This window comes from Marinobacter sp. LV10R510-11A (assembly GCF_900215155.1).
Taxonomy (GTDB): Bacteria; Pseudomonadota; Gammaproteobacteria; order Pseudomonadales; family Oleiphilaceae; genus Marinobacter.
In genome coordinates this window covers 2,487,451-2,505,328 of sequence record NZ_LT907980.1, presented here as the reverse complement: position 1 = coordinate 2,505,328, position 17,878 = coordinate 2,487,451, and the positions used below count along the sequence as shown (strand labels likewise).

Genomic DNA, 17,878 nt, shown 5'->3' with positions numbered 1-17,878 from the left:
CATGTCCAGGGTTGCCAATAATCCTGTCGTGCTGCCTTCCGGTGTTGAGGTTAAGCTGAACGGACAGGAAATTAGTGTAAAGGGCTCCAAAGGAGCACTTGAGTTTTCAATTCACCAGACGGTGGAAGTAAAGCAGGAAGACAGCATTCTTCGCTTTGCTGCCCGTGATGGTGCCCAACAGTCCCGCGCTCTTGCTGGCACAACCCGCGCGCTGGTCAGCAACATGGTGACCGGTGTGTCCGCAGGCTTCGAGCGTAAGCTCCAGCTGATCGGTGTAGGTTACCGGGCCCAGGCGCAAGGTAAGAAGCTCAATCTGACACTGGGTTTTTCTCACCCAGTAGCGTACGAGCTGCCCGAGGGGATTACCGTTGAAACTCCGTCCAATACGGAAGTTGTCATTCGCGGTATCGATAAGCAACAGGTTGGCCACGTCGCTGCAGAAATCCGCGCGTTTCGTCCGCCCGAGCCTTACAAAGGCAAAGGTGTGCGGTATGCGGGTGAGCAGGTAAGACGTAAAGAAGCCAAGAAGAAATAAGGCGGGACTATGAGCGCGAATAACGAAAGATTGCGTCGCGCACGCAAAGTGCGCATGAAGATCCGTGAACTGGGTACGACACGTTTGTGCGTTCACCGCACCCCGCGTCATATGTACGCCCAGGTTACGACCGCAGATGGCAGCCAAGTTATAGCCACTGCCTCCACGTTGGATAAGGAATTGCGCCAGGGTGCAACCGGTAACGTGGACGCCGCGAAAAAGGTCGGTCAGCTGATTGCTGAGCGCGCCAAGGCGGCAGGTGTTGAGCAGGTCGCTTTCGACCGCTCCGGTTACCGTTATCACGGTCGTGTGCAGGCTTTGGCCGACGCAGCCCGTGAAGCTGGCTTGCAATTCTAAGAGGTGGAGAAGATGAGCGTTAACGATCAGAAGGCGCCTGAGCTCCAGGAGAAGCTGGTTCAGGTTAATCGCGTCGCCAAAGTGGTCAAGGGTGGTCGCGTTTTCGCGTTCACCGCACTGAGCGTTGTTGGTGACGGAAAAGGACGCGTTGGCTTTGGCCGTGGCAAGGCACGTGAAGTGCCGGTCGCTATCCAGAAGTCAATGGAAGCTGCACGTAAGAACATGGTAGATGTGCCTCTCGACGGCACTACCCTGCAGTATGCAGTGCGAGCCCAGCATGGTGGTTCCAAGGTGTACATGCAGCCGGCTTCTGACGGTACAGGTATCATCGCCGGTGGTGCGATGCGTGCAGTACTTGAAGTTGCAGGTGTTCAGAACGTACTGTCCAAGTGTTATGGGTCTACCAACCCGGCGAACGTAGTACGTTCCACTATCAAGGGTCTCCAGGCAACGCAGGCGCCTGAAGATATTGCAGCCAAGCGCGGTAAATCCGTCGAAGACATTCTGGGTTGTTGAAGTCATGGCGAACGCAAAAACGATCAAAGTAACTCTGACCCGCAGCCCTATCGGCTGCCAGCCTAAGCACAAGCTTTGTGTGAAGGGCTTGGGTCTTCGTAAAATCGGTCATACCGTTGAAGTAGAAGATACACCTTCTATGCGCGGTATGATCAACCGGGTGAACTACCTGGTTCGGGTTGAGGAGAGCTAAGATGCGTCTGAACAAACTTAGTCCGGAACTCGGTTCACGTCCCGCCGCAAGGCGCGTCGGTCGTGGTATCGGAAGCGGTTTCGGTAAAACCTGTGGCCGTGGTCACAAAGGCCAGAAAGCCCGTACCGGGGGCAGCGTTGCTCCTGGTTTCGAGGGTGGCCAGCAGCCTTTGGCTCGTCGACTGCCGAAGTTTGGCTTTACGTCGCGTCAGCAGCGTTATGTTGCTGAAATTCGCCTAAACGAACTGGCGAAAGTTGAAGGCGATATTGTGGATCTTGCGGCCCTTAAGAAGGCCGACATCATCCGTGAGGAAATTCGCGAAGCCAAGGTTATCCTATCGGGCGAGCTCGATCGTGCAGTGACCGTGAAAGGACTTCGGGTAACAAAAGGCGCGCGCGAGGCAATTTCTGCCGCGGGTGGGAAAGTCGAAGACTAAGGCGAGTCGAGGACTAAATGGCCAAGAACGCATCATTGCCTGCGGGCGCGGGAAAAGGACTAGCAGAGCTGCGATCGCGGCTTTGGTTTGTCTTCGTGGCATTGCTGGTGTACCGAATTGGTGCCCACATTCCGGTGCCAGGTATTAACCCAGACCGTTTGGCGGCACTGTTTGAGCAAAATCAGGGCACTATCCTGAGTATGTTCAACATGTTTTCAGGTGGTGCGCTTGAGCGCATGAGTATCTTCGCTCTCGGTATTATGCCGTATATCTCTGCCTCGATTATCATGCAGCTCATGACAGCGGTAAATCCGCAGCTTGAGCAGCTGAAGAAAGAGGGTGAGGCTGGACGTCGAAAGATTAGCCAGTACACGCGGTATGGTACGGTTGTCTTAGCTCTGGTTCAGGGTTTGGGTATTTCTGTCGGGTTGGCTTCTCAGGGCGTCACCTTCAACGATAGCTTCAGCTTCCACTTTGTGGCAGTCGTCTCTTTCGTGAGTGGTGCAGTATTCATGATGTGGCTGGGTGAGCAGATCACTGAGCGGGGTGTCGGTAACGGCATCTCCCTGCTGATTTTTGCAGGTATTGTTGCCGGGCTTCCCGGCGCAATTGGTCAGACTCTGGCGCAGGCTCGTAGCGGCGAGATGAGCCTGTTGTTGGTTTTGGGTATTGGTATTCTTGCGATTGCAATTGTTGGCTTCGTGGTTTTCATGGAGCGCGGGCAGCGTCGGCTGACCATCAACTACGCAAAACGACAGCAAGGGCGCCGGGTGTTTGCCCAGCAGTCCAGTCACCTACCTCTGAAGGTAAACATGGCCGGTGTAATCCCGCCCATTTTTGCTTCCTCCATTCTGCTTTTCCCAGCGTCGCTGGGTCAGTGGTTCGGTCAGGGCGAAGGTATGGAGTGGCTCAGTGATATATCCCAGGCACTGGCTCCAAGCCAGCCGTTGTACATCATTTTGTTTGCAGCAGCAGTGGTATTTTTCTGCTTCTTCTATACAGCATTGATGTACAACCCGAAAGAAGTTGCGGATAACCTCAAGCGCTCTGGCGCGTTTATACCGGGCATTCGTCCGGGTGATCAGACAGCCAAGTATATTGATGGTGTGCTGACTCGCCTGACTCTGTTCGGTGCAATGTACATTGCAGCAGTCTCCCTGTTTCCTCAGTTTCTGATGGTTGCCGGGAACGTGCCCTTCTATTTGGGCGGCACCTCACTGCTGATTGTTGTAGTCGTGGTGATGGATTTCATGGCCCAGGTTCAGTCGCACCTGATGTCGCATCAGTATGAATCACTGATGAAGAAATCTAATCTCAAGGGCTATGGTCGGAACGGTTAATCCCGTTCCCCTTGAAAACTGGAGTCGACAATGAAAGTACGCGCTTCGGTAAAGAAAATTTGCCGTAATTGCAAAGTAATTCGTCGCAATGGCTCAGTACGAGTCATTTGCCCGGAACCTCGCCATAAGCAGCGTCAGGGCTGATTCCTTCGGGAAGCACCTTGGCACTGTAGAGGGGTATAAATAGTAGCGCTTGACTCGGTAGCGGGTCAGGCGCTATTATTTCGCGCCCTTATTAGTGGCGGAAAATTCACACAGCATAGCTTTGAGCGCGGAGTAATTTGGATGGCACGTATAGCCGGTGTCAATATACCCGATCACAAACATGCTGTTATCTCGCTGACCTATATCTTTGGTGTTGGCAAGACGACAGCCCAGAAGGTTTGCGATGCAACCGGCGTTAAGCCGGACGTCAAGGTCAAAGACCTATCCGACGAGCAGCTTGAATCACTTCGTTCAGAAGTGGGTAAGGCAATCGTTGAAGGCGATCTGCGTCGTGAAGTACAAATGAACATTAAGCGTTTGAAGGATCTCGGATGTCACCGTGGTCTGCGCCACCGTCATGGGCTTCCAGTCCGTGGCCAGCGCACCAAGACCAACGCGCGCACCCGTAAAGGTCCACGCAAACCTATTCGCAGGTAACAGGTAGGCAAACATGGCAAAGCCAGGTACACGTACCCGTAAAAAGGTGAAAAAGACAGTTGTTGATGGCGTCGCGCACGTTCATGCGTCCTTCAACAACACTATCGTGACCATTTCTGACCGTCAGGGCAACGTCCTGTCCTGGGCTACCTCTGGTGGTTCCGGTTTTCGTGGGTCACGTAAGAGTACACCTTTTGCTGCGCAGGTAGCAGCTGAAAAAGCCGGTAACGCGGCTGCTGAATACGGCCTTAAAAACCTGGACGTAGAGGTTAAAGGACCCGGGCCCGGACGTGAGTCTGCAGTTCGCGCGTTGAATTCGTGCGGCTACAAGATCACCAACATCACAGATGTGACGCCGATTCCTCATAACGGCTGTCGTCCGCCCAAAAAGCGCCGCGTCTAACACAGGAGACAGTTAAATATGGCTCGTTATACAGGCCCGAAGTGCAAGCTGTCTCGTCGTGAAGGGACAGATCTTTTTCTGAAGAGCGGCGTTCGCGCGCTGGATACCAAGTGCAACATCGAGACCCCACCGGGTGTGCATGGTGCGCGTCGTAGTCGTCTGTCTGAGTACGGCGTACAGCTTCGTGAAAAACAGAAAGTTCGTCGTATTTACGGCGTACTGGAAAAGCAATTCCGCAACTATTATAAAGAGGCGGCTCGCCTGAAAGGTGCCACGGGTGAAAACCTGCTGCAGCTTCTCGAGACGCGTCTTGATAACGTTGTATACCGCATGGGATTCGGTTCTACCCGTGCAGAGTCCCGTCAGCTCGTCTCCCACAAGGCGATCTTGGTGAATGACAACGTAGTGAACATTGCTTCCTACAAAGTCAAGCCAAGTGATGTTGTGAGTGTGCGTGAAAAGGCCAGAAATCAGCTGCGCGTTAAAGGCGCTCTGGATCTGTCTGCAAGCCGTGCACCGGTGAGCTGGGTCGAGGTCGACGCCACCAAGATGTCCGGCGTTTACAAGTCAGTGCCTGAGCGTACTGAGTTGCCGGCCGACATCAACGAGAACCTCATCGTCGAGCTTTACTCTAAGTAAAGCCCAGTTCGCAACGATAGCAGATAGGGGCGTCTATGCAGCGTTCAGCACATGAATTATTGACACCTCGTACGATCGATGTAAAAGAATCGAGTGAGATGCGCGCCAAGGTTACGCTCGAGCCTCTGGAAAGAGGCTTTGGTCACACCCTGGGTAGCGCTTTGCGCCGCATTCTTTTGTCTTCGATGCCGGGCTGCGCCGTGACTGAAGCGCAGATTGACGGTGTTTTGCACGAGTACAGTGCGATTGAGGGTGTCCAGGAGGACGTCATTGAGATTCTGCTGAATCTCAAAGGCGTTGCGGTCAAGATGAATGGTCGGGATGACACTGAGCTAACGCTCAGCAAGAAAGGCCCGGGCGTTGTTACAGCCGGTGATATCAAACTGGATCATGACGTTGAGATTTCCAACCCGGATCATGTGATCTGTCACCTGAGTGAAAATGGTGAAGTGAACATGCGTCTACGTGTTGCACGCGGTCGCGGCTATGAGCCGGCAGATCAACGTGGTCTCGACGAAGATGAAACCCGTGCCATCGGGCGTCTGCAACTGGATGCAACCTTCAGCCCGGTTCGCCGTGTAGCCTATTCCGTGGAAAGTGCACGAGTAGAGCAGCGTACCGATCTGGACAAGCTGGTTATTGATTTGGAGACAAATGGCACTATCGATCCGGAAGAAGCAATTCGCCGGGCGGCCACGATTCTCCAGCAGCAACTGGCGGTATTTGTTGATTTCGATCATGAGAAAGAGCCAGAGCGCGTTGAAGAAGAGGAAGAAATTGATCCGATTCTGCTGCGTCCGGTTGATGATCTGGAACTGACAGTGCGTTCGGCTAATTGCTTGAAGGCTGAAAATATTTACTACATCGGCGATCTTATTCAGCGCACAGAAGTTGAGCTGTTGAAGACGCCTAACCTTGGTAAGAAGTCGCTCACCGAGATCAAGGACGTTTTGGCGTCCCGCGGTTTGTCTCTGGGTATGCGTCTTGATAACTGGCCACCGGCTAGCCTTCGTGGCGACGATCGGGTTTTGGGCGGTTGATTGCCGATTAGTTTAAGGTAAGGAATAAGAGCAATGCGTCATCGTAAGAGTGGTCGTAAGTTCAACAGGACCAGTGCGCATCGCAAGGCCATGTTTCGTAACATGACTGCGTCACTGGTTGGTCATGAGCTGATCAAAACAACGCTGCCGAAAGCCAAAGAGCTTCGTCGGGTAGCTGAGCCTTTGATCACGCTCGCCAAGAAAGATTCGGTTGCAAATCGTCGTCTGGCGTTTTCTCGCCTACGTGACGATGCAGCGGTTGTCAAGCTGTTTAATGAGCTTGGCCCCCGTTACAATGAGCGTCCGGGTGGTTACCTTCGTGTTCTGAAGTGTGGCTTCCGTACAGGCGACAATGCCCCTATGGCATTTGTTGAGCTGATAGGTCGTCCGTTGGACATCGAAGCAGAAGAAGTGGACAAAGACGGCAAGTAACATTGTCATCTAGTCAGAAAAAACCGGAGCCGGAAACGCCTCCGGTTTTTTTGTGCCGGTTAGCCCGGCAAGATGGCTTTCAGGTAGTGGCCTGTGTGCGAGGCTGGATTTGCAGCGACTTGTTCTGGCGTGCCTTCCGCAATAATTTTCCCGCCTCCTGATCCGCCTTCTGGGCCTAGATCTATCACCCAGTCAGCCGTCTTGATGACATCAAGATTGTGCTCGATCACCACGATGGTGTTGCCGTGATCCCGGAGGCGCTGCAGTACGTTTAGCAGTTGCTGTATATCGTAGAAGTGTAGCCCTGTTGTGGGTTCATCGAGGATATACAAGGTTTGCCCGGTATCCCGCTTGGATAGCTCCTTGGCAAGCTTGACCCGCTGCGCTTCGCCGCCAGACAGGGTGACTGCACTTTGGCCGAGGCGAATATAGGACAGTCCCACATCAATCAGTGTCTGTAGCTTTCTGGCAAGAAACGGCACGGCGTCAAAAAACACCCGCCCTTCCTCTACGGTCATGCTCAGAACTTCATTGATATTCTTACCTTTGTAGCGCACCTCTAGAGTTTCGCGGTTATAGCGCTTGGCTTTACACACGTCACAGGGAACGTACACATCTGGCAGAAAATGCATCTCTACCTTTATCATGCCGTCGCCCTGGCAGGCTTCACATCGTCCACCTTTCACGTTGAAGGAGAAGCGGCCGGGTTTGTAGCCCCTTGATCTTGACTCTTGAGTGCCTGCGAACAGCTCCCGAATCGGTGTGAATAGACCGGTGTAGGTGGCCGGATTGGAGCGAGGGGTGCGACCGATGGGGCTCTGGTCTATGTCGATCACTTTATCCAGCTGTTCAAGCCCTTTCAGTCCTTCGTAGGGTGATGCGGTAAGGCTGGTGGCTTTGTTCAGCTTGGCAGCCGCCACTGGGTATAGGGTGCTGTTTATCAGAGTGGATTTGCCAGAGCCGGAAACGCCGGTTACGCAGGTCATTATACCCAGTGGTAGGGTTAGGGTGACATTCTGCAGGTTGTTACCAGTTGCACCGGTTAACGTGAGAGTCTGGCCTGTACCCTTATTCCGAATGCTCGGAATGGCTATCTTTTTAACTCCGCTTAGGTACTGGCCAGTCAGTGAGTTGGGGTTTGCAATCACCTGAGCAGGCGTGCCCTGAGCAATGATTTCGCCGCCGTGTACGCCGGCACCTGGCCCTATATCAATAACGTGATCGGCTGCCCTAATAGCATCTTCATCGTGCTCGACAACGATGACGGTGTTACCAAGATCGCGAAGGTGGGTAAGGGTGCTCAACAAACGATCGTTGTCGCGCTGATGAAGCCCGATGGATGGCTCATCCAGGATGTACATAACACCAACAAGGCCAGCGCCAATCTGGCTGGCGAGCCTTATTCGTTGGGCCTCACCTCCAGACAGGGTGTCAGCGCTGCGTTCCAGTGTCAGGTACTCTAAGCCCACATTTACTAGGAATTGGAGCCGTTGCCGGACTTCTTTTGTGATTTTTTCGGCAATTTCGCCTTTGCGGCCAGCCAGTTCCAGGGTATCGAAGTAAGAATAGGCTTCACCGATTGGAAGGCGGGTTAGATCCGAAATAGTGCGTTCGTCAATGAAAACGTGTCGGGCGCTGCTGCGTAGGCGGGCGCCATGGCATTCTTTACAGGCCTGGGTGCTGAGGTTACGTGCTAGCTCTTCACGCATGCTCTGAGAGTCTGTTTCCCGGTAGCGGCGTTCGAGGTTCGGAATAATCCCCTCGAAGGGGTGGGATCTCTCCATGATGTGGCCGCGAGAGTTCACATAGCGAAACGCAATCTCTTCGGTGCCGGACCCGAACAGCAGGGTTGTCTGGAAATCTTCCGGAAGCTCTTCCCAGGGTGTTTCTAAATCGACTTTATAGTGTTCGCCAACGCTGCCCAGCAGCTGAAAATAGTACACCGCCCGGCGATCCCAGCCTTTGATGGCACCGGCGGCTAGGGTTGCTTCGGGGTGCTGTACAATTTTGTCTGCATCAAAGAACTGCTTAACACCTAGGCCGTCGCAGGTAGGGCAGGCGCCGGCGGGGCTGTTAAAGGAAAACAGCTTTGGTTCCAGTTCGCTTAGGGCGTAGCCGCACTGTGTACACGCGTATTTTGCTGAGAAGGTATGCTCCGCACCTTCGCTACTTGATTCGCCATCCATCGGGGCGACCAAGGCGATGCCGTCGGCAAGCCCCAAGGCGGTCTCAAAACTTTCAGCGAGCCGTTGTTCCTGGCCAGGTTTTACTTTGAAGCGATCGACGACAACATCAATCTGGTGCTTGCGCTTTTTGTCGAGCGTTGGTACATCGTCGATGTCATACACGGTGCCGTCCACCCGTAGCCGGATAAAGCCTTGGCTGCGCATGGTCTCGACGACTTGCAGATGCTCCCCTTTGCGATCCCGTATAACCGGCGCAAGGATCATCAGTTTGCTGTCTTCCGGCATGGCTAGCACCAGATCAACCATCTGGCTTACGGTCTGCGCTTCCAGTGGTTGGCCGTGTTCGGGGCATCGTGGTTCGCCAGCCCGAGCAAACAAAAGTCGCAGATAGTCGTAGATTTCGGTAATGGTGCCGACCGTCGAGCGAGGGTTGTGTGATGTGGATTTCTGCTCGATAGAAATAGCAGGAGACAAACCCTCGATGTGATCGATATCGGGCTTCTCCATCATGGATAGGAACTGACGCGCGTAGGTGGATAGAGATTCCACATAACGCCTCTGACCTTCCGCATAGAGAGTGTCAAACGCCAAGGATGATTTGCCTGAGCCGGATAGACCGGTTATCACGATCAGCTTGTCCCTTGGGATATCCAGGTCGATGTTCTTCAGGTTGTGGGTCCGCGCCCCTTTAATCTGGATATGATCCATAATGCCTCACTTGGAAAAAACGTAAATTATACCGTGTTACGCCGGCTGCGGCGAAGATGTCGGTAAAGTCGTAGCTGTCCCCTGCCGGAGAGCGTTCTGTTACAATGCGCCGCCTGCGGGAAATATGTTCTTTCGCAAGGTCGCGCTTTCACCCCCCCGGAGAGGAGCCAACTACCATGAATGCGCTGGAAAAACGCTCCGTATCTGCGCTGGCATCTGTGTATGCGATACGCATGCTCGGGCTCTTCATGGTTATGCCGGTATTCATGCTGTTGGGTGACGAGCTTAAAGGTGCAACGCCGGCTCTGCTCGGTTTTGCCATTGGCGCCTATGGGTTGAGCCAAGCGTTGTTGCAGATACCTTTCGGTTTACTTTCAGACCGAGTTGGCCGCAAGCGCATGATCTACATCGGCCTGGTTCTTTTCGCTGCGGGCAGCATACTGGCTGGCTCCACAGATTCAATATACGTGGTGATCGGCGGTCGGATGCTTCAGGGGGCAGGCGCTATTGCCAGTGTGCTCATGGCGCTGCTCAGCGACTTGACCCGAGAGGAAGAGCGCACCAAGGCCATGGCGACGGTGGGTATCTCTATAGGGCTTTCGTTCTCCGTATCGCTGGTTCTGGGGCCGCTGCTGGGTTCGGTATGGGGCCTGTCTGGAATCTTTTACGCGACAGCCGTGCTGGCCATGATTGCCTTGCTCATTGTCAGCCGCGTTGTACCCACACCGCATCAACATAAAATCAGTGCCGATACCCATCCTGCGAAAGCTATGCTGGGGCGCGTTCTGTCTGACAAACGTCTGTTGCGACTGGATTTCGGGATTTTCGCACTGCACCTGGTACTAACGTCATTGTTTTTAGTGTTTCCATCTGTTCTGCAGGATCAGCTTGGGCTGGCCAGTAGTTCACATTGGTGGTTCTATTTGAGTGTGATGATTACCTCATTTGTTGCCATGGTACCTTTTATCATCATTGGTGAGAAAAAGCGCAGAATGAAGCCGGTTCTGTGTGGTGCTATTGCGTTGCTTACACTGGCGACAGCGGGGCTTGCCGGAGTGTCTGATAGCCTGCCCATTGCTTGGGCCGTGCTTTTCTTCTTTTTTATGGCCTTCAATTTGCTTGAGGCTAGCCTGCCGTCTCTGATCAGTAAAGAGGCGCCGGCTGCAAGCAAGGGAACGGCCATGGGCGTGTATTCTACCTCGCAGTTTATGGGCGCTTTTTTGGGCGGGGCCTTGGGTGGCTTCTTGCTGCAGCAGGTTGGAATTGAGGGTGTAGTGTGGTTTATGGTTACCGTGCTTGGGCTCTGGTTGCTGGTCGCTCTGACCATGCCTGTGCCGGGCTACACCTCGGGTTTCGTGGTACAGTTGCGGGACATGGCCAGCGACCAGTACGGCGATGTTGATGGCAGCCTGCGTAGCCTGCCGGGCGTGCAGGATGTGGTCATTATTGAAAACGCTGGCACCGCCTATCTTAAGGTGGATCGACAGCACTTTGATGAGGCGTTACTTGCGGACGTTCCATTTGTCCAGCAGGGTAGCAGTTCTTGAAATCCGGAGGCTCGCAAGGAATGCGGGCGCTCATGAAGACAGAATCGGGAGCAGAACATGGCAAGAGGCGTAAACAAAGTTATTCTTATCGGGAATCTCGGGCAGGATCCGGACACCCGTTATACCCCGAACGGCAATGCCGTGGTGAACCTGAACATTGCTACCGACGAGAGTTATAAGGATCGCCAGACGGGTCAATTGGTTCCCAAAACGGAATGGCACCGAATTGTTATGTTCGGGAAGATTGCCGAGGTGGCCGGGCAATACCTGCGTAAAGGGTCTAAGGTCTATATAGAGGGCAAGCTACAGACGCGCAAGTGGCAGAACAAAGAAGGCCAGAACGTTTACAGCACTGAGGTTGTGGTGGACATTAATGGCCAAATGCAGATGCTGGACAGTCGTGGTAGTGACGGTGGAGCAAATCAAGGTGCACCTGCCGGACGTCCTCAGCAGCAATCGACGCCAGCTGCGCCGGCTCAGAATAACCAGCAGCCTGCCCAGTCTGGCGGTTATGACCAGAACCAGAACCAGAACCAGAACCAAGGCCAACCAGCGCAGGGTAGCAGTATGCCTGAGCCAGTTGACGACTTTGATGACGACATACCCTTCTAGGGGCAAGGCTCGCCATAACTCAGAAAGCCCCCGTTTTTTCGGGGTCTTTTTTTATTAGACAGATGCAAAAAAACGCAAAAACAAACGATAAAACACGGAATTACGTTCGTTTTATCAACTATTATCCAAGGTGCATTACGATCTGTTTACTTTTTAAACACTGAGGCTGGCGAGTGGTTCTAAGCTATATAGCAAAAATTTTGCGACGTTCCGGTGGGCGCCAGCGCATCTGCTTGGAAGTGCGCGCCGACGGGATAGCGTGGGCGGAATCTGGAGGCTTGGCCGGTTTTTCTGATTGCTTACCGGCAAAGCGGGAGGATGTTCTTGGCTCTCTTTCCAGCGAGCGCGGTTGGGCCGGTGCTGATACCACACTCATTCTGCCGCTTGACCAGTACCAGGTATTCCAGCTGGAACGCCCGGAAGGTATTGATGAGTCTGAGCTTGGCGATGCCCTGAAGTGGAAGCTCAAGGATTTTCTCGACTTTAACCCCTCCGATGCCGTGTCCGGTGCGTTTCTTTTTCCCGAGGATGCTTCTCGCGGACGAGGAAACCTGGTGAATGTGGTCGCCGCGCGAAAGTCTCTGGTTAGCGAACTGGTTACGCTGGTAGAGAACTGTGGCTTGGCGCTGGTTTCGATTGATATTGCCGAGCTGGCCTTACGCAATCTGGTGTCCCGCATCGACCCTGATCGCCGGGGCGCGGCTCTGGTTTACATGCGTGAGCGCTTCGGACAGATGATCGTCTGCAAGGGAGAGGCGCTGTATTTGTCTCGGCGGCTGGACGTAACGTCCGATGATCTGCGCGATGCGTCGAGCCAAGAGAGCTCGGTGCAGTCGCTGGCGCTGGAAATGCAGCGTTCCCTGGACTACTACGAAAGCCAATTAGGGCAGGTTCCGCCTGCCGTGATCAGATTGGTCGCCCGAGACAATGTCCTGCCACTGTCATCCATGTTGGCAACCTATGTGGCTGCCTCGGTTGAAACTCTGGACTGGGCACCTTTTGGTCTTGAAGAGCCTCTGGATAGCCGCTGCCTTATTGCATGGAGTGCCAGCCTGGCAACCGCCCGGAAGGGCGACGGAATAGTCCAGCAGGTAAATCTCTATACTGACGATTTGCGCTCCCGCCAGGGAAAATTGCAGGCAGGGACAGCCCTGTCCGTTCTGGTGCTCGGGTTGGTTGCGTTGGTGGTGGCTGCTGGTGTTGTCCGTTATCAGGAATCTCAACTGCAGGCGAAGGTTGGAACGCTGCAACAACAGAGTGAGAAGCTGCAGAGCTCCGTGGAGCAACTGACCGGCGAAGTAAACGCTCGCCAACCCGATCCCGCAGTTGAAGCTGCTCTTGAAAGTGTGACGGCAACGCTAGTGCGCAGGCAGCAATTGCTGGGCCGGGTGGAAAACTTGATCGCCACAGAGGCGATCGGGTTTTCGGCGCCGTTATTGGCTCTAGCGCGTCAGGTGCCGCAAGGGCTTTGGCTAACGCAGATCCGCCTTGATGCCCGCCAGGGCAACGTTGGCCTAGCGGGCAAGGCGCAGTCAGGCCGACTTGTGCCGGTGTATCTTGAAAAGTTGGGTGATGAGCCGGCCTTTGCAGGAAAGACTTTCGGCAGCTTTCGGCTTGATCGGGAAGAAGACGGCCGCTGGATTGAGTTCCGGGTAGCCACAGATACCGATGGGGAGGTTGCGCAATGATGCAGGCTTTTCGTCAGAAGTTTGATAAGGGTGCAGTCTGGTTCAACGAGCGCCCTATTCGCGAACGGGCATTGCTAACCATAACCGCGCTTACAGTGGTTCTTTTTGCAGGCTGGAAGCTGGCGATTGCTCCGGTTACGGCGGGCAACGAACAGCTTCGGGCCCGCCAGGTGTCTTTGTCTGACACCCGTGCATCATTGTTGAACCAGCAGGAACGGCTGACAGAACAGTTGGCGTCTGATCCGTCACAGGTGTTGAGAAACCAGCTCGCGGCCCGACAGCAGAGGCTTGAACGGTTGAATAATGAGCTTGCTGAAACCACTGGGCGGTTGATTGCGCCCCAGGCCATGGTTGTGTTGTTGCGGAATATGCTTGCGGCCCAGGATCAACTGGAGCTTTTAGCTGTAGATCTCCTGGCGCCCGTACCGGTATTCGATCGGCAACCCGATAGTGTCGGAAATAGCAGCCGCAACGACGAGCCCGCCGAGCCACTGTTGTTTGCTCACGACGCGGAAATCGTCCTGAGTGGTGGCTATATGGATGTGCTTGCCTATCTAAAAACACTCGAAGCCATGGATGCTCGCTTAGGGTGGGTGCTGCTGGAATATAACTCCAGCGACTACCCTGATAACGAAGTCAGGCTTAGGGTTCGAACCCTAAGCTTGGATCGCGCATGGCTGGGAGTGTGATATGAGATTGCTACTGATCATAATGCTGGCCGTGGCAGCCTCAAATGCCTTGGCTCTGCAGGACCCGACTCGCCCGGATGGCTTTGGTGCTACTCAGCAGGCGCAGGTGCCGCAAAAAGAATTTACGCTGGCGTCGATATTTATTGGCAATGACCGCAGGGTGGCGGTTATTGATGGTGTGGCCCGCCAAGAGGGGCAGGCATTTGAGGGGGTTCGCATTAAGCGAATTCACCCGGGCCGGGTAGAGCTGGTCGATCAGGGAAGAGTGCGCGTTTTACGCCTTGAACCCCTTCCGCAAGTGCGGAGTTCGCAATGATAGACAAACGAGCTGCTATGACACTGAACCGAACCTTTCTGACACTGCTGCTGGCCATGTTTCTGACCGCCTGTAGCAATAACCCGTTGATGCGCACCAGCCAGGCCACCTCAACAGACACCGCTGCGGCGATTGATGATGCAATGGCCGAAGCTGAGGCTAACGCTGAACTGCGGAGAAAAGCGAGAGCGGCAGGCATGATCGGTAGCGTACCCGAAGATGTGAGTGCGGCATTGATGCCTTCATTGTCCTCTGCGGCGGATGACGAAGAACGGTTTGATGTGAATGCGCGGGGGCTGGCTGCCGGGCCTTTCTTTGAGGCGTTGGTGGAGGGAAGCCGATACAACGTGGTGGTTCACCCCGATGTTGAGGCAATCATCGACCTGAGGCTGGGAGGCGTAACGGTTCCAGAAGTTATGGATATTGCCAGCGATCTATATGGCCTGGATATTCAGCGCAGCGGTCGCCTGTTCCAGGTAAGGGCAGACGGCGTCCAGATGGAATTGTTCCCGATTGACTACCTCCACTTCAAGCGCAGTGGCGGTTCCGAAACCCGTGTCAGCTCCGGGCAGGTCAGCAGCTCGCGAGGCAGCTCAACGGGTGGCGGCTCAAACTCAAGCAGCTCGGGCGACAATAGCACGGCCAACCTGGTGGGTACGCGGATTTCCACAGAAACGGAATCCGATTTCTGGCAGGACATCGAGCGGGCCCTGAAGATGATCATCGGCACCGACAATGGTAGCCAGGTGGTCGTTAACGCAGGTACGGGCCTGGTAATGGTGCGTTCCGACGGTAAGTCTCTCAGACAGGTGGACGAGTATCTGCGGCGCACCCAGCTGATCATGCAGCGGCAGGTTGTGCTGGAAGCGAAGATTCTGGAGATTGGCCTGAATGAAGGGTATCAGCAAGGGGTTAACTGGTCCGATATCCAGAGTGCTTCCTCGCTCACGGCGAGCGACGGCTTACCGGCTGAGTTTACCGCCCAATCGCTGGCTGGGCTGGCGGTACAGACATCCGATATTGGAGGGCTGTTCTCTGCAACGTTCCGGGAGGGAACCTTTACCGGGCTTATTGAACTTCTGGGTGAGCAGGGCAACGTGCAGATACTGTCCAGCCCACGTATTTCTACGGTGAATAACCAAAAAGCAGTCATAAAGGTCGGTACCGATGAGTTCTTCGTGACCGATATAGAATTCGACGACAACAATTCGGCGGCCTCAGGGACGGATCGAACGTCCACTTCGGTCGAACTGACACCGTTTTTCTCCGGTATTTCCCTGGATGTAACCCCCCAGATTGCTGAAGACGGGGCAATTACCTTGCACGTTCATCCTGCGGTAAGCGAAGTGAGCGACCAGCAAAAAATCATTACCGTCGGCGATCGGGATGTAATCCTACCCCTAGCTCGCAGCACCGTTCGCGAGACAGACAGTGTGATCCGTGCCGAGAGCGGCCAGATTGTGGTGATTGGCGGACTGATTCAGGACACCAGTGAAGACAACAATTCGGCGGTGCCTTTTCTCAGTGAGATTCCGCTGCTTGGAGAGTTGTTCAAACAGCGCCGCTTTAAGTCCCGCAAGAGTGAACTGGTTATTTTGCTGCGGCCGGTGGTTACCGGTAGTGAGCAGATGAGCGCGGATGTATCGTCCAGCCGCGAACGGATGCAGGTTCTGCAAGAACTGTTGGAGTCGTCCCAGTCTGTCACCCCCCAACCGGAGAAGGCCGCGCGCTAGCATGTACGAATCTCATTTCGGACTGCAGGAAGCACCGTTTGCATTGACGCCCAATACCCGCTATTTCCTCCGGGCTCGCAGCCATAGCGATGCGCTCGAGTTGCTGCTGGTAGCGTTGCGTGAGCGCGAAGGCTTTATAAAAATTACGGGTGAGGTCGGCACGGGTAAAACATTGCTATGTCGTCTGTTGCTCAATGAATTGGCGCAGAATGCCCATACCGCTTATATCCCCAACCCGCACCTTACGCCAGACACCCTCTACGAAGCGGTTGCCGAAGAGCTGGGCGTGGATGTGGCTCGTTGTGCCAACACCCACCAGATACTCAAAGCACTGAACGCACGCCTGATTGCACTGGCCATGGAGCAACGCCAGGTGGTGCTGGTGGTCGACGAAGCCCAGGCCATGCCTGAGGAAACCATCGAGGCATTGCGTTTGTTGACCAATCTAGAAACCGAAAGTGCACGCCTGTTGCAAGTGGTACTGTTCGGCCAGCCGGAGCTGGATGAGCTCTTGCAGCGGGAAAGCCTAAGGCAACTGCAACAGCGAATTACCTTCCAATACCGCCTGGCACCCCTAGACAAGGTGTCTGTGGCACAGTATTTGAGGCACCGCCTGGCACAGGCCGGGTACAACGGCGGCGACCTGTTTGCACCCTCAGCACTGAGATTGATCTCCCGCGCCTCCGGCGGCATTCCGCGCCTCGTCAACATCCTCGCCCACAAGGCCATGCTGGCCGCATGGGGAAGGGGCGATCGACAGGTCAGCCGGTGGCATGTGATGCAGGCGATACGGGACACCGACAGTGCCCGCTTACCCAATCTCCTGATGAGGTGGATATGAGCTTGCTCAATGACGCACTGCGGGCAGCTGAGCAGCGGCAGAACTGGCCAGCGGCGCCAGGCGCCTATGTAGGTGAGCAGCAATCGCCTCGCAACGGCACGCCTTTGCTCCTGATTTCAGTGGTGGTTTTGGCGCTGCTCATCGCCGTCATGGGTGGCTACTGGATGTTTGCGCGCAGCTCATCACCGGAGCCGATGGTAGTGGAGCGTGAGCCGTCACCGGACCAGCGTGTTCAGAGAATGCCCGCAGTTATCGTGGATCAAAAACCTGAAAACGAACCAGTGGAAGCGGTGACGCCCGGGCCGCAGCCCGAGGTGGCCCAGCCCGAACTCGAACCAGAACCACAACCAGAACTCCAGCAGCCACAGGCACCCACACCGGAACCAGCCGTTACCGAACCTGAAGAAGCGCAACCTGAAGAAGTCTCTACCGCTGGCGTTAAGCACGTCCCGGAGACTCCGGACGCTAAGGATCGAAGCACCGCTAGACAGCTGGAACGGCTGGTGGCACAGGGCAATATCACGGATGCAGAGCGTGGCCTTGCGGCACTGACGCAAACACAAACCGCGCCCCGCAGCCGCTATGTAGTGGCCAGGGCGCTGTTAGTGGACGGCAAGCCGGATCAGGCCCTTGGTTGGGTGCCTAAAGGCGTTACTGCCGAGCACCCGAGGTTACGGCTGTTGCGAGCCAGGGCGCTGCATGCCAACAACAACCTGGCAACGGCAGTTGATACCCTCAGATCAAGCGTGCCGCCGGTCGAGGGCCATGCAGAATACTGGGTTACCCTTGCGACGTTGCTGCAGCAGCAGGGAGAAAATACCGAAGCCGCCCGCCACTGGGCCGAATTGATTGTATGGGATAACAGCCAGGCCCCTTGGTGGGTTGGGCTGGCGATTTCGCTGGAAGCCCAGGGTGAACAGGCCGGAGCAGCCCAGGCTTACCGGCAGGCAGCCGAACTACCGGGGCTGCCCCGCTCGCTGGCGGACTATGTGCGCCGGCGACTACAGGCATTGCGAGCAGGGTAA

Annotated in this window: 21 protein-coding genes; 20 read left to right on the top strand and 1 reads right to left on the bottom strand. The window is 55.0% G+C overall.

Annotation, left to right across the window (positions count from 1 at the left end; all coding sequences use genetic code 11):
• Window position 1: 1 nt before the first annotated feature.
• From rplF to rplQ, 12 genes are all read left to right on the top strand, one after another.
• Entirely contained in the window at window positions 2-535 is a 534-nt protein-coding gene (rplF, locus tag CPH80_RS11945; protein ID WP_096278069.1) for a 50S ribosomal protein L6, read from the top strand.
• A 9-nt stretch (window positions 536-544) separates the two neighbouring features.
• Window positions 545-892: a 50S ribosomal protein L18 gene (rplR, locus tag CPH80_RS11940; protein ID WP_096278067.1), complete on the top strand. Its 348-nt coding sequence runs from the start codon at window positions 545-547 to the stop codon at window positions 890-892.
• Window positions 893-904: 12 nt separating this feature from the next.
• Window positions 905-1,408: a 30S ribosomal protein S5 gene (gene rpsE, locus CPH80_RS11935; protein WP_096278065.1), complete on the top strand. Its 504-nt coding sequence runs from the start codon at window positions 905-907 to the stop codon at window positions 1,406-1,408.
• 4 nt (window positions 1,409-1,412) lie between these two features.
• The gene (rpmD, locus tag CPH80_RS11930) at window positions 1,413-1,601 is read left to right on the top strand and encodes a 50S ribosomal protein L30 (protein WP_096278063.1); all 189 of its coding nucleotides are present in this window, start codon (window positions 1,413-1,415) and stop codon (window positions 1,599-1,601) included.
• Window position 1,602: 1 nt separating this feature from the next.
• Window positions 1,603-2,037 (top strand): 50S ribosomal protein L15, encoded by a 435-nt coding sequence (rplO, locus tag CPH80_RS11925; RefSeq protein WP_096278061.1) that lies wholly within the window; start codon window positions 1,603-1,605, stop codon window positions 2,035-2,037.
• Between the two features lie 17 nt (window positions 2,038-2,054).
• Entirely contained in the window at window positions 2,055-3,377 is a 1,323-nt protein-coding gene (gene secY, locus CPH80_RS11920; RefSeq protein ID WP_096278059.1) for a preprotein translocase subunit SecY, read from the top strand.
• Between the two features lie 30 nt (window positions 3,378-3,407).
• A complete protein-coding gene (gene rpmJ / locus CPH80_RS11915) occupies window positions 3,408-3,521 on the top strand; it encodes a 50S ribosomal protein L36 (RefSeq protein ID WP_072799745.1) in 114 nt (37 codons plus the stop codon).
• Window positions 3,522-3,662: 141 nt separating this feature from the next.
• A complete protein-coding gene (gene rpsM, locus CPH80_RS11910; protein WP_096278057.1) occupies window positions 3,663-4,019 on the top strand; it encodes a 30S ribosomal protein S13 in 357 nt (118 codons plus the stop codon).
• 13 nt (window positions 4,020-4,032) lie between these two features.
• The gene (gene rpsK, locus CPH80_RS11905; RefSeq protein WP_096278056.1) at window positions 4,033-4,422 is read left to right on the top strand and encodes a 30S ribosomal protein S11; all 390 of its coding nucleotides are present in this window, start codon (window positions 4,033-4,035) and stop codon (window positions 4,420-4,422) included.
• An 18-nt stretch (window positions 4,423-4,440) separates the two neighbouring features.
• The gene (gene rpsD, locus CPH80_RS11900; RefSeq protein ID WP_096278054.1) at window positions 4,441-5,061 is read left to right on the top strand and encodes a 30S ribosomal protein S4; all 621 of its coding nucleotides are present in this window, start codon (window positions 4,441-4,443) and stop codon (window positions 5,059-5,061) included.
• A gap of 35 nt (window positions 5,062-5,096) precedes the next feature.
• Window positions 5,097-6,101: a DNA-directed RNA polymerase subunit alpha gene (locus tag CPH80_RS11895; protein WP_096278052.1), complete on the top strand. Its 1,005-nt coding sequence runs from the start codon at window positions 5,097-5,099 to the stop codon at window positions 6,099-6,101.
• A gap of 33 nt (window positions 6,102-6,134) precedes the next feature.
• Window positions 6,135-6,533 (top strand): 50S ribosomal protein L17, encoded by a 399-nt coding sequence (rplQ, locus tag CPH80_RS11890; protein ID WP_096278050.1) that lies wholly within the window; start codon window positions 6,135-6,137, stop codon window positions 6,531-6,533.
• A 59-nt stretch (window positions 6,534-6,592) separates the two neighbouring features.
• On the opposite strand, the gene uvrA is transcribed toward rplQ, so the two are convergent.
• Entirely contained in the window at window positions 6,593-9,427 is a 2,835-nt protein-coding gene (gene uvrA / locus CPH80_RS11885) for an excinuclease ABC subunit UvrA (protein ID WP_096278048.1), read from the bottom strand.
• 176 nt (window positions 9,428-9,603) lie between these two features.
• Here uvrA and CPH80_RS11880 point away from each other — a divergent pair, with 176 nt between their 5' ends.
• The 8 genes from CPH80_RS11880 to CPH80_RS11840 all read left to right on the top strand — a co-directional run bounded on the left by CPH80_RS11880 (window position 9,604) and on the right by CPH80_RS11840 (window position 17,878).
• Entirely contained in the window at window positions 9,604-10,974 is a 1,371-nt protein-coding gene (locus CPH80_RS11880) for an MFS transporter (protein WP_096278046.1), read from the top strand.
• A gap of 57 nt (window positions 10,975-11,031) precedes the next feature.
• Entirely contained in the window at window positions 11,032-11,586 is a 555-nt protein-coding gene (gene ssb, locus CPH80_RS11875) for a single-stranded DNA-binding protein (protein WP_096278044.1), read from the top strand.
• Window positions 11,587-11,786: 200 nt separating this feature from the next.
• A complete protein-coding gene (locus CPH80_RS22460; protein ID WP_227520135.1) occupies window positions 11,787-13,274 on the top strand; it encodes a PilN domain-containing protein in 1,488 nt (495 codons plus the stop codon).
• The gene (locus CPH80_RS11860; protein ID WP_096278042.1) at window positions 13,271-13,963 is read left to right on the top strand and encodes a type II secretion system protein M; all 693 of its coding nucleotides are present in this window, start codon (window positions 13,271-13,273) and stop codon (window positions 13,961-13,963) included. Before CPH80_RS22460 ends, CPH80_RS11860 begins: the two co-directional genes overlap by 4 nt.
• A 1-nt stretch (window position 13,964) precedes the next feature.
• Window positions 13,965-14,279: a hypothetical protein gene (locus CPH80_RS11855; protein ID WP_096278040.1), complete on the top strand. Its 315-nt coding sequence runs from the start codon at window positions 13,965-13,967 to the stop codon at window positions 14,277-14,279.
• Complete coding sequence (gene mshL / locus CPH80_RS11850) at window positions 14,276-16,012, top strand: pilus (MSHA type) biogenesis protein MshL (RefSeq protein WP_227520134.1); 1,737 nt, start codon at window positions 14,276-14,278, stop codon at window positions 16,010-16,012. The genes CPH80_RS11855 and mshL overlap by 4 nt, the downstream gene beginning before the upstream one ends.
• Before the next feature lies 1 nt (window position 16,013).
• Window positions 16,014-16,853, top strand: coding sequence for an ExeA family protein (locus CPH80_RS11845; RefSeq protein ID WP_096278038.1), 840 nt, complete (start codon window positions 16,014-16,016; stop codon window positions 16,851-16,853).
• Window positions 16,850-17,878 carry a tetratricopeptide repeat protein gene (locus CPH80_RS11840; RefSeq protein ID WP_096278036.1) on the top strand — a complete coding sequence of 343 codons (1,029 nt, stop codon included), beginning with the start codon at window positions 16,850-16,852 and terminating at the stop codon, window positions 17,876-17,878. Before CPH80_RS11845 ends, CPH80_RS11840 begins: the two co-directional genes overlap by 4 nt.

Coding starts and splice junctions, on each gene's coding strand:
- rplF (WP_096278069.1), top strand. CDS start 2: ATGTCCAGGGTTGCCAATAATCCTGTCGTGCTGCCTTCCGGTGTTGAG.
- rplR (WP_096278067.1), top strand. CDS start 545: ATGAGCGCGAATAACGAAAGATTGCGTCGCGCACGCAAAGTGCGCATG.
- rpsE (WP_096278065.1), top strand. CDS start 905: ATGAGCGTTAACGATCAGAAGGCGCCTGAGCTCCAGGAGAAGCTGGTT.
- rpmD (WP_096278063.1), top strand. CDS start 1,413: ATGGCGAACGCAAAAACGATCAAAGTAACTCTGACCCGCAGCCCTATC.
- rplO (WP_096278061.1), top strand. CDS start 1,603: ATGCGTCTGAACAAACTTAGTCCGGAACTCGGTTCACGTCCCGCCGCA.
- secY (WP_096278059.1), top strand. CDS start 2,055: ATGGCCAAGAACGCATCATTGCCTGCGGGCGCGGGAAAAGGACTAGCA.
- rpmJ (WP_072799745.1), top strand. CDS start 3,408: ATGAAAGTACGCGCTTCGGTAAAGAAAATTTGCCGTAATTGCAAAGTA.
- rpsM (WP_096278057.1), top strand. CDS start 3,663: ATGGCACGTATAGCCGGTGTCAATATACCCGATCACAAACATGCTGTT.
- rpsK (WP_096278056.1), top strand. CDS start 4,033: ATGGCAAAGCCAGGTACACGTACCCGTAAAAAGGTGAAAAAGACAGTT.
- rpsD (WP_096278054.1), top strand. CDS start 4,441: ATGGCTCGTTATACAGGCCCGAAGTGCAAGCTGTCTCGTCGTGAAGGG.
- CPH80_RS11895 (WP_096278052.1), top strand. CDS start 5,097: ATGCAGCGTTCAGCACATGAATTATTGACACCTCGTACGATCGATGTA.
- rplQ (WP_096278050.1), top strand. CDS start 6,135: ATGCGTCATCGTAAGAGTGGTCGTAAGTTCAACAGGACCAGTGCGCAT.
- uvrA (WP_096278048.1), bottom strand. CDS start 9,427: ATGGATCATATCCAGATTAAAGGGGCGCGGACCCACAACCTGAAGAAC.
- CPH80_RS11880 (WP_096278046.1), top strand. CDS start 9,604: ATGAATGCGCTGGAAAAACGCTCCGTATCTGCGCTGGCATCTGTGTAT.
- ssb (WP_096278044.1), top strand. CDS start 11,032: ATGGCAAGAGGCGTAAACAAAGTTATTCTTATCGGGAATCTCGGGCAG.
- CPH80_RS11860 (WP_096278042.1), top strand. CDS start 13,271: ATGATGCAGGCTTTTCGTCAGAAGTTTGATAAGGGTGCAGTCTGGTTC.
- CPH80_RS11855 (WP_096278040.1), top strand. CDS start 13,965: ATGAGATTGCTACTGATCATAATGCTGGCCGTGGCAGCCTCAAATGCC.
- mshL (WP_227520134.1), top strand. CDS start 14,276: ATGATAGACAAACGAGCTGCTATGACACTGAACCGAACCTTTCTGACA.
- CPH80_RS11845 (WP_096278038.1), top strand. CDS start 16,014: ATGTACGAATCTCATTTCGGACTGCAGGAAGCACCGTTTGCATTGACG.
- CPH80_RS11840 (WP_096278036.1), top strand. CDS start 16,850: ATGAGCTTGCTCAATGACGCACTGCGGGCAGCTGAGCAGCGGCAGAAC.